This is a genomic window from Streptomyces sp. NPDC001536 (assembly GCF_042894505.1).
Classification (GTDB): Bacteria; Actinomycetota; Actinomycetes; order Streptomycetales; family Streptomycetaceae; genus Streptomyces.
Window position 1 is genome coordinate 300,854 of record NZ_JBIAVQ010000010.1, and the last position, 15,217, is coordinate 316,070.

Genomic DNA, 15,217 nt, shown 5'->3' on the forward strand with positions numbered 1-15,217 from the left:
GGCCCGCAGTCGAAGAACGGCCTTCCGGCGGAACTAATACGCCGCTGTGTTGTCGACCTTGAAGTGATACAGCGACCGGGCCGACCCGTACCGACGGAAGTCCGCCGGGTGCTCGTCCCGCTCGGCCGCCTTCAGCAACTCCGCGAGTTCCGTGAGGTGTTCGGGCCGCATCTCCTTCTCGACACAGTCCGCGCCGAGGGATTTCACCGTGCCCCTGACGTAGATGCGGGACTCGTACAACGAGTCCCCGAGCGCGTCGCCCGCGTCACCGCAGACGACCAGGCGCCCCGCCTGCCCCATGAACGCGCTCATGTGGCCCACGTCTCCGCCCACGACGATGTCCACGCCCTTCATGGAGATGCCGCAGCGCGCGGCCGCGTCGCCGTCGATGACCAGCAGGCCGCCGTGCGCGGTCGCCCCGGCCGACTGGGACGCGTTGCCGCGCACCCGGACCGTGCCGGACATCATGTTCTCGGCGACCCCGGTGCCGGCGTTGCCGTGGACGGTGACCGTGGCCCGCTGGTTCATGCCGGCGCAGTAGTACCCGACGTGCCCCTCGATGTCGACGGCGAGGTTTTCGCGGATACCGCAGGCCACGGCATGCGCACCGCGCGGATTGAGCACCCGCCAGGCCGCCGCGGGCGCCTCGTGCAGGGCCTGGTTGAGCTCCCTCACCGGCGTCTCGGCCAGGTCGATCAGCGTCGCCATACGTACACCTCTTCCGGCTCGGGTTCGAAGATGCGGGCGTTCTCGATGCCCGGCAGGACGTCCAGCGCCCGGTACTCGGAGGCCATCGCGACCCAGGCGTCGGTCTCGGCGACGAGCGCCGGCTTGCAGGCGACGGCGTCACGGACGACCGCGAAGGAGTCGCTGGTGGAGACGAGCAGTGTGTAGAAGCCGTCGAAGCGTTCGCACAGCAGCCGCAGCGCCTTCTCCAGGTCGGCGCCCTGTTCCAGGTGGTACGCGATGAAGCGGGCGCCGACCTCGGAGTCGTTCTCGCTGTCGAACTGGACGCCCCGGGCGCGCAGTTCACGGCGGATCGTGGCGTGGTTGGCGAAGGAGCCGTTGTGCACGAGGCACTGTCCGGGGCCGACCGAGAAGGGGTGGGCTCCCTCGGGGGTGACGGCGGACTCGGTGGCCATGCGGGTGTGGCCGATGCCCTGCCAGCCGGTGACGGAGGGGAGCCGGAAGGAGTCGGCCAACGCGACCGGGTTTCCGGTGCCTTTGAGTACGGCGAAGCCCTCACCGGAGCCGATGATGCGGGCGCCGGGAAGCGCGGCGGTGACCTGGGCGGGGTCAGCGTGCACGACGGTCGTGGCGTCGGCGTCGTAGGCCACCGTGCCGGGCAGGGCCTCGGCGACCTCGGCCGGTGAAGTCCCCAGCATCGATACGACGGTCCGGCCGGGCGGTGCCAGGCGTGGGTCGCCGTACACCGCGACTCCCGCCGAGTCCGGGCCGCGTTCGACGACCTGGCCGAGCATCGCGGTCAGCAGTTCGCCGAGCCTCGGTTCGAGTGATGGCTCGCGCAGATGGAGCCCGACGATTCCGCACATCTCACGTCCCTTCAGAAGGCAGTCAGATAGCGGTCGAGCTCCCAGGGGCCGACCGTGGCGTGCCAGTCGAAGAACTCCTCGCGTTTGAGGTCGGCGAAGTACCGGCTCACCCCCGGCCCGGCCGCGTCGAGGGCGCCGCTGATCACCTCGTCCTCCTGGAGCGCCTCGACGGCGTGCAGCAGGGTGGGCGGGAGTTCGGGGCCCTTGCCGGCCGCGCCCGGTTCGCCCGGGTCGAGGCCGCGTTCGATGCCGTCGAGGCCCGCGGCGAGGGCGGCGGCCACGGCGAGGTAGGGGTTGGCGGCACCGTCTCCGCCGCGCAGTTCGACGCGGTTGCCGTCGGGGACGCGGATGAAGTGGGTGCGGTCGTTGCCGCCGTAACTGGCCTGGCGCGGTGACCAGGTGGCGCCCGAGCGGGTGGAGGTCGCTCCGGTGCGCTTGTAGGAGTTGACCGTCGGTGCGATCACGGCCTGGAGCGCGCGGGCGTGTTCGACGAGCCCGGCGAGGAAGGAGTAGGCGAGCGGGGAGAGGCCGAGGCCACGTCCGTCGGTGGCGTCGGGGAAGGCCGGCTCGTCGCCCCGCCACAGCGAGAAGTGCAGATGCATGCCGGTGCCGGTGCGGTCGGTGAACGGCTTCGGCATGAACGTGGCTGTCATACCGCGCTGTTCGGCCAGCACCGAGACCAGGTAGCGCATGGTGATGACCCGGTCGGCGGTGGTGAGGGCGTCGGCGTGCTGGAAGTTCTGCTCGAACTGGCCGTTGCCGTCCTCGTGGTCGTTGGCGTAGTTGCCCCAGCCGAGGGAGTTCATGGCGCTGGAGACGGCGGTGAGGTGGTCGTACATGCGGGTCAGCCCGCGGGCGTCGTAACAGGGTTGGGCGGCGGTGTCCTTGGGGTCGGCGACGCTGAGCACACCGTGTTCGTCCCGGTTGACCAGGAAGTACTCGACCTCGGCGCCGACCGACGGGGCGAGTCCGTGTGCCGCGGCCCGCTCCAGTTGCCTGCGCAGGATGACGCGCGGGGCGTACGGCCAGGGTTCGCCCTCCACGTACGGGTCGCAGTGCACGAGGGCGAGGCCGGGCTTCACGAAGGGGACGGGTGTGTAGGAGCGGGCGTCCGGGCGGGCGACGACATCCGGGTCGCTGGGCTGCTGGCCGAGTGCGCCGGCCGCGTATCCGGCGAACCCGACGCCCTCGTCGCGGAGTTCCTCGACGGCCTGGGCGGGGACGAGCTTGGCGCACGGTTTGCCGGTCAGGTCGACGAAGACGGCGAGCACGAACTCGATGCCGTCGGCGCGGACCAGTTCGGCGAGATCGGGGGCGGCGGTCACCATGGGCCCCTCCTTAGGGTGTCCACTGTGGTGAATCGTTGTTGCACACGAGTAGACCCCGAGGGCATTACGGAGACATTTCCGCCGTGGAAGGTCCCCGTAAGCCGAAGGGCGGCTCCCTCAACGGAAGGGCCGGGCCTCGCCCGTGAAAGGCGGAACCCGGCTCACGCCGGTTGCAGATAGCGGGCCAGCAGGTCGTCCAGCGTCACCATGCCGGTGAGGCGGCCCGTCTCGTCCCGGACGACCGCCAGGGAGGCACGGTTGCGGCGCAGCAGTTCGATCGCGTCGGCGACCGTGGTCCGCCGCGTCACCTCCGGTACCGGTCGGGCCAGCGCGCGGGCGCTGGTGGCGCGGGACCGGGCCCGGGCGACGAGGGCGTCGCGGGCGTGGACGGAGCCGAGGACGGTGTCCGCCTCCTGCACCAGCAGACGGGTGCGGTCGTGCTCGGCGGCCAGGCTCAGGATGTCGTCGATGCCCGCGTCGCCGTGGACCGACGTGATCTCCGCGGCCGGGATCAGGAGGTCGCCGACGGGTGTCTCGGGCTCGACGAGTGAGCGGGTGAGCAGCTCCGATTCGCTCCCGCTGATCAGGCCGAGCCGCTCGGACTCCTCGACCAGGTGGGTGAGTTGCTCCCGGTTGTGGACCGAGGCGAGCTCGTCGCGCGGGGTGACCCGGCACAGCCGGACGAGCGCGTTGCTCATCCGGTTGAGCACCGCGATCAGCGGGCGTACCGCCTTCACCACGGCCCTGAAGGGCGGGGCGAGGAGCATCGCGGAGCGTTCGGGGTGGGCGATGGCCCAGGACTTGGGGGCCATCTCGCCGAGCACCATGTGCAGGAACACCACGACGACCATCGCGAAGACGAACGCGATGCCGTAGCTGAGGGCGCTGGGCAGGCCCAGGTCGTGCAGCAGCGGGTCGAGTTCGTGGGAGATGGCCGGCTTGGAGACCGAGCCCAGGCCCAGGGTGCAGACGGTGATGCCGAGCTGGGCGCCGGCGAGCATCAGCGACAGCTCGCGCATGCCGGCCAGCGCCGCCTTGGCGCCGCGCTGTCCCTGCGCGACGGCCTTCTCCATGCGGTGCCGCTTGGCGGCGACCAGGGCGAACTCGGCGGCGACGAAGAATCCGCTGCCGATCAGCAGCAGCACGGTGACGAAGAGCGCCATCGGGAAGCTCATGCCTGGTACTCCTCCACCTTCTGGATCCGGACCCGCTCCGGCACATGCCGGTCGAGGATGCGGACGTCGATCAACGCGCGTCCTCCGTCGAGGAGTTCGACGGTGAGGCGGTCACCGATGGCAGGGAAGCGGCCCAGGCGGTCCACGATGAGGCCGGCGACGGTGTCGTAGTCGTCGTCCTCGGGCAGTTCGACGCCGGTGGCGTCGGCGACCTCGTCGAGGCGGCGGCCCGCGTCGACCAGCCAGCCCAGACCGTCCCTGACGGCGACCTCGATGACCGTGTCGCTCTCGTCGGCGATGTCTCCCACCAGTTCCTCCGCGATGTCCTCGTAGGTGACGATCCCGGCGACCCCGCCGTGCTCGTCCAGGACGACCGCGAACTCGTCGTCCCGCTCGCGCATCTGCTCGACGGCGTCGGGCAGCGGGAGGGTGTCGGGCAGCAGCAGCGGGCGGCGGGCCAGCGCGCCCGCGGTGGTGGTGGCCAGGGTCGCGGCGGGCAGGCGCATCAGCTCGCGTACCCCGACGACGCCGGGAACGTCGTCGGGGTGGTCACCGAGGACGGGGTAGGTGGAGTGGCCGTGCTTGGCGATCAGGTCGACGGCCTCGGCGGCGCTGGCGTCCTTGCGGACGAAGACGGCGTCCACGCGCGGGACCATCACCTCGTCGAGGGTGCGCTCGGAGAACTCCAGGGCGTGGTCGATGAGTTCGGCGGTCTCCCGGGGCAGTTCGCCCTGTTCGTGGGACTCGCCGATGAGGTGGCCGAGTTCCTCCAGGGTGGCGCCGTGGTGGAGTTCCTCGACGGGCTCGATGCCGGCCTTGCGCAGCAGCCGGTTGGCGGCGCCGTCGAAGATCCGTACGAGGGGGCCGACGACCTTGAGGTACGCCAGGGTGGAGGCGGCCAGGGACTTGGCCAGGCGTTCCGGGACGGCGATGGCGAGGTTCTTGGGGGCGAGCTCGCCCAGCACCATCTGGACGACGGTGGCCAGGACGAAGGCAAGGACGACGGAGATGCCCCCGACGGCGCCCTCGGGGATACCGATGCCGGTCAGCGCCGGCTTGAGCAGCGCGGACACGGACGGCTCGGCGATGAAGCCGACGACCAGACCGGTGACGGTGATGCCGAGCTGGGCGCCGGACAGCATGAACGACAGCCGCTCCAGCACCGTCAGGGCGCGGGCGGCCCTCCGGTCCCCCGCCTCGGCCTCACGGGCGAGGGCGAGCCGGTCCGCGGAGACGTAGGCGAACTCCTGGGCCACGAAATAGCCTGTGCCGGCGGTGAGGACGAAGACGGCCAGCAGGCCCAGCAGAGCGTTCACGGCACTCATCCGACACCACCCCGCCCCGTGCCGTGCTCAGGAAAGACCTGGCGGGGTGGTCGGGGATTGTGCCCCGGGGAGTCCGTCGTGGTGGCGGACACGTCTTGCTCCTTCAGTTGGTGTGCGCTGAGTCAACGAACGGGGCGACAGTGGAGTTCCGTCGGAAGACGAACACTCCCATGAGAGGTCAGTCGTCCCCTTCGCCCTCAGCGCCCGCGCCCACGTCTCCTTCGCCCTTCGCCTGCCCCAGCAGGTCGCGCAGCAGCCTCTCGTCATCCGGATCGAGCGAGGTGACGAAGCTGACGAGGACCGCCGCGCGGTCGCTCTCGCCGTCGAGGAGCTTGCGCATCTTGTGGGCCGTCAGCCCGGCCTGGTCCGACACCGGAGTCCAGACGAAGGACCGGCCCGAGCGCTCCCGGGTCACCGCGGCCTTGGCCAGCAGCCGGGTCAGGATCGTGATCACCGTCGTATAGGCGAGGCCCGCGCCGAGCCGCTCCTGCACCCAGCCCGCCGTCGCCGGACCGTCGGCCTCGCGCAGGGCCGACAGGACCTGCGCCTCCAGTTCGCCCTGCCCCCGCCGCCGGGGCCGTCGGGGGTTCGCCACGTCCTGACTCCCTTCCGCTGCCACGCACGTCACAGGCGGTCCATGGTGCGGACACCGGGCAGCCGCACATGGTCGGGCAGGGGTACGCTGCCCGCCTGGCCGAGATCGCCTCCGACTTCGGCGTCACCGTCTGATCCGGAGGGATCCCCATGTTCGGACTGAGCGAACTCGCCATCCTGCTCATCGTCGTCATCGCCGTCCTGGCGGCCAAGAAGCTCCCCGAACTCGCCCGCTCGGCGGGCAAGTCGGCGCGCATCCTCAAGGCGGAGAAGAACGCCATGGACGACGGTTCCGCCGAGGAGCGAGCGAACCCTCAGGTGATCGAGGGCGAGATCGTCACGCCTCGCCCCCAGGACGACGGCACCGCCCGGTCATGAGAACAGGGCGTCCAGGTCCGGCTTCTTGCCGCCGAACAGCCCGTCCTCCTCGCTGAGCGTGGCCAGCTTCTCCAGTGAGGCCATGTCGACGTCGGCCGGCCAACTGGGAAGGATCAGGTCCTTCAGGACGTCCCCGCTGATCTTGGTGTAGGTGGTGAGGGTCTGGCGGGCCTCGTCCGGGTGGGCGGAGGCGTACTCGAGCGACTCCGTCATGGCTTCGGTGAACTTCTTCACCACGTCCGGGTTCTGCTGCGCGAACTGCGTCGAGGTGAAGTACGTCGCCACGGTGAGCCTGGGATCCGTCTCGGCGAACGGCGAGGCCACGACGCGGGCGCCCTGCGCCTTGGCGACCGTCTGCGCGGGCTCGCCCATCCAGGCGGCGTCCACCCGGCCGTCGTCCACGGCGGCGGGCATCTGGTCGAACGGGATCTCGACGAACTTGACCTCGGAGGGGTCGCCGCCGGCCTTGCGCACCGACTCGCGCACGGTGGTGGAGCCGATGTTCTGCAGCGTGTTCACGGCCACCGTCCGTCCGGCGAGGTCCTTGGCCGTCTTGACGGGGCTGTCCTTCTTCACCATCACAGCGGTGACGTCGTCGCCGACCTTGCCGTTGGAGGCCGCCCCGTTGGCGACGGACTTCACCGGAACTCCCTTGACCTGGGCGACCATCAGCGAGGTCGTGTTGCTGAACCCGAACTTGAACTGCCCGCTCACCACACCGGGGATGATCGCGGCACCGCCCTGGGCGGGGACCATCTCCAGCTTGATGCCGCGGCTGCTGAAGAAGCCCTTCGCCTGCCCCAGATAGAGCGGGGCGACGTCGACGATCGGGATGATGCCGACCTTGACCGTCGTGGTCTCGCTGCCGCCCGAGGACGACGAACCGCTCGTCCCCGAGTCCGAGGATCCGCATCCGGCCACACCGATGACGGTGATCAGTGCTGCGCCGAGCCCGAGTACGCGCCTGTGCATGGGCTCCTCCTGGGGGAAGGGGTGGGGGAAGAGACCACGGCTGTCCTGGTGCGGCTCGACAGCCAGGGTATTTTGTGCATTTTCGCGACGGCCGCAATCTACACGCCACACTTCCCACTGTCAGCACCCCGGACAAGGCTCCGTCCACGATGCGCGGTCCCCGCCCGGCCAGTACGGTGCTGACATGGTCGGCGAGAAGGCGGAGAAGCTTCCGCGCAAGGTGTACGAGAAGGAACTGCTGCGCCTCCAGACGGAGTTGGTGAAGCTCCAGGAGTGGGTGCGGGCCACGGGGGCCCGGCTTGTCGTCGTCTTCGAGGGGCGGGACGCGGCGGGCAAGGGCGGCACCATCAAACGCGTCTCCGAGCATCTCAACCCGCGCGTGGCGCGGATCGCCGCCCTGCCCAAGCCGACCGAGCGCGAGCGAGGTCAGTGGTACTTCCAGCGGTACGTCGAGCAGCTGCCGGCCGCCGGGGAGATCGTGCTGTTCGACCGGTCCTGGTACAACCGGGCCGGGGTCGAGCACGTCATGGGCTTCTGCACCAAGGAGGAGTACCAGCTCTTCCTGCGCCAGTGCCCCGTCTTCGAGCGGATGCTGGTGGAGGACGGGATCCTGCTGCGCAAGTACTGGTTCTCGGTGAGCGACACCGAGCAGCAGGAGCGCTTCCGGCGCCGGCTGGAGGATCCGCTGCGGCGCTGGAAGCTGTCTCCGATGGACCTGGAGTCGATCACCCACTGGGAGGCGTACTCGCGGGCCAAGGACGAGATGATGGTGCACACCGACATCGGCGAGGCCCCGTGGTTCGTGGTGGAGAGCGACGACAAGCGCCGGGCCCGGCTGAACACCATCGCCCATCTGCTGAGCTCGGTGCCGTATCACGAGGTGCCGCCGCCGGTGCTGGAGCTGCCCGAGCGCCCCGCGTCGACCGGCTATCAGCGCACGCCGCGCGATCTCCAGAGCTACGTCCCGGATCACGCGGCACGTCTGTGACGCTCGCGGCGCGGGGCTACGCCGTCGTCAGGGGTAGCTCGGTGAAGGTGTGCCGCTCCCACAGCCGGCGTGAGGCCTCCTCCGGGTAGGCGGTGACCGTGGGCTCGGCGTCGAGGATCCGGACCAGGCGGTGCTCGGGGTCGTAGGCGGGCCAGCCCGGGTCGCCCGTCGTGGCGAACGAGGTCCAGGAGGCGCGGATGTGGGCGGAGAGGGCCTCGGTCTCGGGCGAGGGGGTGGGCCCGATCAGCATGGTGCCGAGACCGTTGCCGTCGTACACACCGAAGGTCAGGGGTACGTCCAGCCCGTGGCAGGCGCCGAGCGCGCCACCGTTCGCGGGGGCGGACCAGGTGAGGTCGTAGACGTGCGCCCGGCCGCCGCTGGCCACCTGCGCCTCGGCCAGACGCAGTGAGGGCATCCGGAACAGCCAGTCGGACTGCACGAGTTCGAACAGGTACTCCGTGGAGGCGTCCGGGAAGGCCGCCCGGTAGGCCTGCTCGGCGTCCGGTGCCGGGCCGAACAGGCTCAGGGCCAGTGCGGCCAGTCCGTCGTCCGCCCGGCCCAGCAGCCCGCCGAGCAGGAGGAAGAGGCGGTACTCGTCCCTGTTGTGCCCGGCGATCAGCTCCACGTCACGGGCGGCGCCGTTCGCCAGGGCCTCCCAGGGCGCGGCGGGCAGGACCTCGCCGTCGACGACGGGCGAGAAGGGGGTGGGAGTGAGGGCGACGGCGCCCCAGCGCTCCACGTATGCCCGCATACGGCCGGTCAGCGCGGCCCCCGCCTCGGGCAGCTTGCGCGGGTCCACCCCGGCGAGGTCGGCCACGGTGGGCCGCAGTCCGATCTCGGCGGCCAGTGCCTGGGCGATGTCGGCGGCGAGCGCGTCCGAGAAGTACGTGCCCGGCACGCTCTGCGCGATGGCCCGCCGGAACAGGCCCCGCGCCCGTGGCATCGCCATCAGTGCCGCGATGGACCCCGCGCCCGCCGACTCACCGAAGACGGTGACCTGGTCGGGATCGCCCCCGAAGGCCGCGATGTTCTCGCGCACCCACTCCAGTGCCGCGACCTGGTCGAGCAGCCCCCTGTTCGCGGGCGCGCCTTCGATCCGCAGGAAGCCCTCGACGCCGACCCGGTAGTTGAGGGTGACCACGACGAGCCCGCCCTCGCGGGAGAGCCGGCCCCCGTCATAGGCGGGGTCGTCGGAGGAGCCGAACTTGTAGGCGCCGCCGTAGATCCACACCATCACCGGGCGGCGTGCCGCCGGGTCCGCGTCCGGGGTCCAGACGTTCACGGTCAGCCAGTCGTCACCGGCCGCGAGGTTCCCGGGTGCTTCAGGGCCGAACGGCTCCTGCGGAGGAGGCGGACCGAACGCGGAAGCCTCCCGTACGCCGTCCCAGCGCTCCACCGGGCGCGGAGCCGCGAAGCGGGCCTCGCCCACGGGAGGCTGCGCGTAGGGAATGCCACGGAACACCGTCAGACCCCCTTCGCGACGACCGCGCACGGTGCCTGCCGCCGTCGCGGCCTCCGGATGCTCGCTTCTGCTCATCGACGACTCCTCGGGGGATCAATCAGCCGTATCGCAGTGAAAACTAGTCCACCACGCGAACAATGGACACCCCTCACCTCGTAGAGGTCTCCACCATGCGCATGACCTCACGACGGAACGCACCCTCGTCGATGACCTGGTTCGGCTTGATGTCAGAAGTTCGTGAGCCCCTCCGCCATCTGTTCCGAGATCGCCGCGCTGACCGTGGCGACGCGCAGGGGCAGGTCGGCGGCGGGGATGTCGACGAGTTCGTAGCCGAAGGTGCGGTAGCTGTCCTCGTGGACCTTCTCGAACTCCAGCGATTCCTCGAAGCTGATCCGGCGGGCGCCGGTGGGCTCGCAGAAGCCGAGGTTGCGGACGAAGAACACCTGAGGCTCGTAGATCCGCTCGGTCGTGATCCGTTCGATCTCCGCGGTCAGCGACGGCGGCACCGGCCGTCCCAGGTATCGGGCGAGGGCGTGGGTGCACACCGGCGAACGGTCGTAGACCTGGGCGGAGTTGGTGGTGGCTGCTGCCAACTGGCGCCGCCGCTGCAGCTCGACGATCTCCTCGATGAAGGACGCCCGCGTCCATGGCTCGTCCTCGCCGCGGGCCTGGGCCCGGGCGATGACCGCGGTCGCCGCCTCCTCGACGACCGTGTGGCCGAGGTCGGCGAGGCCGTGCAGGATCGACGTCTTGCCCGCGCCCGGCGTGCCGGTGAGAACGTAACGGCGCATGATGCGGAAGCCCTCTCGTGCGTGGTGGAAGTGGTGGGGCGGTGACGGCGACGGATTCTCGACGGCTCAGATGCCGGAGACGCCCGTCATGCCCAGGGCACGCAGCAGGTCCAGTTTGCCCGCGTCGCTCGTGCCGGTGGCCGCAGTGTAGGTGACCACGCGCAGGTCGGCACCGGGAACGAGGAGGACGTCGCAGTCCAGCAGGATGTCGCCGACCTCCGGGTGGCGGACCGTCTTCTGTTCGGAGGCGTGCGGGGTCGCGGTGGCGGTGGCCCAGAGGTGGGCGAAGGTGGCGGACTCCGCTCGCAGTTCCCGTACCAGGGTGGCGAGTTCGGTGTCCGCGGGGTAGCGGGACACCGCGTCCTTCAGATCGCCGACGATCGAGGCCGCGAAGGCTTCCGGGCCGCTCTCGGAGTGGATCGGGCGCAGTGCGGCGTGGGCCGGACCGTTGCCGAACAGGGCGCGGGCGAGGTTGCGTTCGGCGGGCGGGACGGCGGCCGGGTCGCCGTGCAGGGCGCTCCACATCGTGTTCCACCACACCAGCGTCCAGTCGGCCGCGAACACGCCGATCGGTACGTCCCCGAGGCGCGCGGCGAGCCGTTGGACCCCCGGCGGCACATGGCCGGAGACCGTCCCGTCCTGCGGTGGCAGCAGCCCGGCGCCGCGGTACAGCTGGTCGCGCTCGGGGCGTGAGAGCTGCAGGGCACGGGCGAGGGCGCCAACGATCTGTGCCGAGGGGTTCCTGGCGCGTCCCTGCTCCAGGCGCAGGAGGTAGTCGACGGAGAGGCCGGCCAGTTGCGCCAGTTCCTCGCGGCGCAGTCCCGGCGCTCGGCGGCCGGGTGTCGCGGTGAACCCGGCGTCGGCCGGGGCGAGGCGGTCACGCCAGGTGTGCAGGAGGGTGGCGAAGTCGGGCCGAGGGTCTGGCATGGGTTCATTGTCGCCGTTCGGCGCCGTCCGTCGGCGGGTGAGCCTGGGTACTGCCAGTCCTAGGGACGGGCGCGGCACTGCCCCGGGACGACGGGAGCGACGAGCGTGGGCGGCACGCTACGGAAAGGGCTCCCCATGAAGTCCACCCTCGTCATGACCGGCGCGAGCCGCGGTATCGGACGCGTCGCCGCGGAGCACATCCTGCGCCGGTCGCCGGACACCCATCTCCTCGTGGTCGCCCGCGAGCCCATGGACCTGGGCGGCGCGAGCTCCGTCACGGCGGACCTCGCCTCGCTGGAGAGCGTCCGCACGGCCGCCCTGGAGATCCGCGACCGGCTCGACCGCGGCGAACTGCCGCCGCTGCGCGGCTTCGTGGGCAACGCCGGCGTGCAGTACACGAACGCGCTCACCGCGGGCCCCGACGGCTTCGAGGCCACGTTCACGGTCAATGTGCTCGCCCATCACCTCTTCGTCCGGCTGCTGGAGGACTGCTTCGTCGCACCCTCCCGGATCGTGCTCACCGTCAGCGACACCCACTTCGGCGACTTCCGGCACAACCTGGGCATGGTGCCCGGCCCGGTCTGGCGGTCCCCCGAGATCCTCGCCCGCACGGGCGCCTTCGCCCACCCGGAGACCGCGGCGGGCGGCCGTACCGCCTACTCCACGAGCAAGCTGGCGGCCATCCACCTCGTGCACGAGTACGCACGCCGGCTGCCGCCCGGAATCGACGCCGTCTCCTTCAACCCGGGATTCGTCCCCGGCACCGCTCTGGCCCGCGACGCGGGCGCCGTCGCCCGGTTCGCGATGCGGTGGATCCTTCCGGCGGCGACCCTCACCCCGTTCGCGACCGGCCTCGGCACGGCGGGGCGGTACCTGGCCGACGTGGCGCTCGGCGAGACGCCGACGTCGAGCGGGGAGTACGTCGATCGCGGCGACGTTGCCCGGTCGTCAGCGGAGTCGTACGACCCCGAGCGCGAACGCGAGCTGTGGGAGGCGGTGGAGCGGTTCACCCGGCGGGCGGACTGACCGGTGTGGGCGGGAAAGGGGTGCCCGGAGTTGATCGTCCTCGTAGTGGCAATGCGGCGTCGGGGTGAGCGCGGGGATGGCGCGGTCCCTCCTGCCGCGATGAGTTCCGGCCCTGCCGCGAGTCTGTTCTCGTGAGCGTCGTGGGACGTCGTACGACGCTGCCCGGGACGAGACACCACGGAGGACACCATGACCAACACGCCCGGCCACGCGAGCGGCGACCTCCCCGGCAAGCCGCCCATCGTCGATCTCAAGACCTGGGAGGCGGCGCGTGCGGAGTTGCTGGTCCGCGAGAAGGCGCACACGCGTGAGGGCGACGCGATCGCCGCGGCCCGGCGGCGGCTGCCGATGGTCGAGTTCGACGGGGCGGTCGAGGTCGTCGGCGCCGACGGGCCGGTCCCGTTCCTCGATCTGTTCCAGGGGCGCGACGAGCTCGTGGTCTACAAGCACATGTGGTACGACGGCGCCCCGCACCAGGGGCAGTGCGAGGGCTGCACGACCACGGCCTGGCATCTCCAGGACGCCTCGTATCTCAACGCCCGGGACGTCTCGTTCGCCATCGTGACCACGGGGCCGTGGGACGAGGTGGCCCCCTACGTCGAGTTCATGGGGTACACCCAGCCCTGGTACTCGGTGCGGGACGTGGACGGGCCGGCCGGCGGGGAGATGGGGTACCTCACCAGCTTCCTGCGCGACGGCGACCGTGTGTTCCTCACCTACTCCACGACCGGCCGTGGCAACGAGCGGGTCAACGGTTCCCTGGGGCTGCTCGACATGACGCCCTACGGCCGGGGCGAGGCCTGGGAGGACAACCCTGAGGGCTGGCCCGAGGGGCGCGGCCCTTGCTGGTCCTGGCGCTCGGACGCGGACGGCAACCCCACCTGGGGCCCGACCGGTCGCCCGGTACCGCAGTGGACCCGCCCCGGCGCGACCCCCGTGGAGACCCTGGGCCGGCGCGGGCACCACCACTGACGCGTCACCGGCCGACGTCGACCGGCGAGGGCAGCGCCCCGCCGGTCGGTCGGCCAGGTGTCCGGTCAGGCGGTCGTGCAGGTGCTCCCGCTGAGGGTGAACGCGGTCGGGGCCGTGTTGGTCGTGCCCTTGGTGCCGATGAAGCCGACGGTGACCGAGCCGGCGGCGGGGATGGTGGCGGTGTAGGACGCGGGGCTGACGCTCACCGCGGCGCCGTTCTGGGTGGGCGTGCCTCCCCACATGTTGGAGACGGTCTGGCCGTTGGCGAAGGAGAAGCCGAGGGTCCAGCCGTTGACGGCAGTCGTCCCGGTGTTGCGGATGGTGATCTCGCCCTGGAATCCGCCCTGCCACTCCCCGACGACGCGGTAGCCGACGGCGCAGGTGCCGGCGGGGGTGTCGTCGGTCGTCACGTTCACCGTGGCCGAACGGGACGAGCGGTTGCCGGCCGCGTCACGGGCGTAGACGGCGAAGGTGTAGGCAGTCTCGGCCGTGAGGCCGGAGACCGTGACGGAGTTGGTGGTGGAGGCGGCGACCTTCGTCTCGGTGCCGCCGGTCACCCGCACCACGTCGTATCCGGCGACCCCCACGTTGTCGGTGGAGGCGGTCCAGGACAGGGTCGCCGAGGTGGCGGTCACCGCGGAGGCGGTGGGGGTGCCGGGGGTGGTGGGCGCCTGGGTGTCGCCCGGGGTGCCGCCGCCGTAGATCGTGGCTTCCTTCGACGTCTGGGCGATGCCGTTGACCCCGTTGAAGATCCGCTGCCCCCAGGCGCTCAACCGGCTGGGGTCGAAGCCGATCGACAGGTCGAGGACGGGGTCGGTGTTGCCGCTCCAGGACCAGGCCAGATAGCCGAGGTCGAGCTGCTCGGCGGTGGCCAGCATGGTGTCCTCGTCCGGGTCGCCCCACTGGTCGGCGGGGCCGCCGAACTCGCCGATGACGAGAGGGAGTTCGGCGGTGACGAAGGCGTTGAGGTAGTCGGTGATCTCCGCCGCCGTGTCGAAGACGCTGTACATGTGGATCGAGAAGATCAGGTTGCCGGTGGTGTCGGCGGCGTACACGGACTGGGCGTTGGCGCGCATGACACCCTGCCAGTCCTGTCCCCAGTTGGGCGCGTCCACCATGATCGTGTGCTCGAAGCCGGCGGCGCGCAGCTTCTTGACGGCGGCGATGGTGGGGGCGGTCCAGCCGGCGGGGTCGGTGTTGCCCCAGGGCTCGTTGCCGATGTTGATGATGACGTAGTTCTCCTGGCCGGCGAGCACGTTCTTCAGGCCGATCCAGTAGTCGGCCGCCTGGTCGAGGGTGCCGGCCGCGGCCTCCTCGCCGTATCCGGTGGTGTCGTGCACCTCCAGGACGCAGATGAGCTTGTTGGCCTTGCACTGGCTGACAACGTTGGCGACGTCCGCCGCGCTGTTCGCGGTCCAGCGGTGCCCGTCGGCGAGGACGACGCGTACGGTGTTGGCGCCGAGCGCCTTCACGTCGGCCAGCGACTGCGTCTCGTTCGGGTACCAGGTGTGGGCGTGGTTGACGCCGCGCATCACGAAGTCGTTGCCGTTGCCTTCGAGCAGTCTGCCGTCGCTGATGTGCAGGCCGGTGGCCTGGGTGCCGGGCGGTTCGGCCTGGGCCAGGGCCGCGGCCGGGCACAGGGCACCCATGACGACGAGGCCGAGGAGGACGGTCACCAGACGGGCCAGGAGGCTCTTTCTCGTTGTGCTTCTTGTTCTTCTCACTG

General features: G+C 70.9%; 15 protein-coding genes. 4 read left to right on the forward strand and 11 right to left on the reverse strand.

Features of this window, described 5'->3' with window-relative positions; translation table 11 throughout:
* Window positions 1–33: 33 nt before the first annotated feature.
* From ACFY0U_RS27470 to ACFY0U_RS27495, 6 genes are all read right to left on the reverse strand, one after another.
* Window positions 34–708 carry a glutamate synthase gene (locus ACFY0U_RS27470; RefSeq protein ID WP_388640140.1) on the reverse strand — a complete coding sequence of 225 codons (675 nt, stop codon included), beginning with the start codon at window positions 706–708 and terminating at the stop codon, window positions 34–36.
* Window positions 696–1,553, reverse strand: coding sequence for a glutamine amidotransferase family protein (locus ACFY0U_RS27475; RefSeq protein WP_388640141.1), 858 nt, complete (start codon window positions 1,551–1,553; stop codon window positions 696–698). The genes ACFY0U_RS27470 and ACFY0U_RS27475 overlap by 13 nt, the downstream gene beginning before the upstream one ends.
* Window positions 1,554–1,564: 11 nt before the next feature.
* Window positions 1,565–2,881 (reverse strand): type III glutamate--ammonia ligase, encoded by a 1,317-nt coding sequence (gene glnT, locus ACFY0U_RS27480; RefSeq protein ID WP_388640143.1) that lies wholly within the window; start codon window positions 2,879–2,881, stop codon window positions 1,565–1,567.
* Window positions 2,882–3,042: 161 nt separating this feature from the next.
* Window positions 3,043–4,056: a hemolysin family protein gene (locus ACFY0U_RS27485; protein WP_388640145.1), complete on the reverse strand. Its 1,014-nt coding sequence runs from the start codon at window positions 4,054–4,056 to the stop codon at window positions 3,043–3,045.
* Window positions 4,053–5,381 carry a hemolysin family protein gene (locus tag ACFY0U_RS27490; RefSeq protein WP_388640147.1) on the reverse strand — a complete coding sequence of 443 codons (1,329 nt, stop codon included), beginning with the start codon at window positions 5,379–5,381 and terminating at the stop codon, window positions 4,053–4,055. Before ACFY0U_RS27490 ends, ACFY0U_RS27485 begins: the two co-directional genes overlap by 4 nt.
* Before the next feature lie 178 nt (window positions 5,382–5,559).
* Complete coding sequence (locus ACFY0U_RS27495) at window positions 5,560–5,976, reverse strand: BlaI/MecI/CopY family transcriptional regulator (protein WP_388640149.1); 417 nt, start codon at window positions 5,974–5,976, stop codon at window positions 5,560–5,562.
* A 149-nt stretch (window positions 5,977–6,125) separates the two neighbouring features.
* Between ACFY0U_RS27495 and ACFY0U_RS27500 the strand changes: the two genes are divergently transcribed.
* On the forward strand, window positions 6,126–6,353 hold the full coding sequence (locus tag ACFY0U_RS27500; RefSeq protein WP_388640151.1) for a twin-arginine translocase TatA/TatE family subunit: 228 nt from the start codon (window positions 6,126–6,128) through the stop codon (window positions 6,351–6,353).
* Here ACFY0U_RS27500 and ACFY0U_RS27505 read toward each other — a convergent pair.
* On the reverse strand, window positions 6,348–7,325 hold the full coding sequence (locus tag ACFY0U_RS27505; RefSeq protein ID WP_388640153.1) for an ABC transporter substrate-binding protein: 978 nt from the start codon (window positions 7,323–7,325) through the stop codon (window positions 6,348–6,350). The two genes, ACFY0U_RS27500 and ACFY0U_RS27505, sit on opposite strands and share 6 nt — an antisense overlap.
* 184 nt (window positions 7,326–7,509) lie before the next feature.
* On the opposite strand from ACFY0U_RS27505, the gene ppk2 reads away from it, so the two are divergent.
* Window positions 7,510–8,313: a polyphosphate kinase 2 gene (gene ppk2 / locus ACFY0U_RS27510; protein WP_388640154.1), complete on the forward strand. Its 804-nt coding sequence runs from the start codon at window positions 7,510–7,512 to the stop codon at window positions 8,311–8,313.
* A gap of 16 nt (window positions 8,314–8,329) precedes the next feature.
* On the opposite strand, the gene ACFY0U_RS27515 is transcribed toward ppk2, so the two are convergent.
* From ACFY0U_RS27515 to ACFY0U_RS27525, 3 genes are all read right to left on the reverse strand, one after another.
* Window positions 8,330–9,850, reverse strand: coding sequence for a carboxylesterase/lipase family protein (locus tag ACFY0U_RS27515; protein WP_388640156.1), 1,521 nt, complete (start codon window positions 9,848–9,850; stop codon window positions 8,330–8,332).
* Between the two features lie 152 nt (window positions 9,851–10,002).
* Window positions 10,003–10,566, reverse strand: coding sequence for an ATP-binding protein (locus ACFY0U_RS27520; protein ID WP_388640158.1), 564 nt, complete (start codon window positions 10,564–10,566; stop codon window positions 10,003–10,005).
* A gap of 66 nt (window positions 10,567–10,632) precedes the next feature.
* Window positions 10,633–11,493, reverse strand: a complete 861-nt coding sequence (locus ACFY0U_RS27525) for a helix-turn-helix transcriptional regulator (protein WP_388640160.1) — start codon at window positions 11,491–11,493, stop codon at window positions 10,633–10,635.
* A gap of 135 nt (window positions 11,494–11,628) precedes the next feature.
* Between ACFY0U_RS27525 and ACFY0U_RS27530 the strand changes: the two genes are divergently transcribed.
* Together ACFY0U_RS27530 and ACFY0U_RS27535 are read left to right on the forward strand one after the other, a co-directional pair.
* Window positions 11,629–12,519, forward strand: coding sequence for an SDR family NAD(P)-dependent oxidoreductase (locus tag ACFY0U_RS27530; protein WP_388640162.1), 891 nt, complete (start codon window positions 11,629–11,631; stop codon window positions 12,517–12,519).
* Between the two features lie 189 nt (window positions 12,520–12,708).
* Window positions 12,709–13,491 carry a DUF899 domain-containing protein gene (locus ACFY0U_RS27535; RefSeq protein WP_388640163.1) on the forward strand — a complete coding sequence of 261 codons (783 nt, stop codon included), beginning with the start codon at window positions 12,709–12,711 and terminating at the stop codon, window positions 13,489–13,491.
* 65 nt (window positions 13,492–13,556) lie between these two features.
* Here the strand turns inward: ACFY0U_RS27535 and ACFY0U_RS27540 are convergent, their stop codons facing one another.
* Window positions 13,557–15,215, reverse strand: coding sequence for a cellulase family glycosylhydrolase (locus ACFY0U_RS27540; RefSeq protein WP_388640165.1), 1,659 nt, complete (start codon window positions 15,213–15,215; stop codon window positions 13,557–13,559).
* Between the last annotated feature and the right edge of the window lie 2 nt (window positions 15,216–15,217).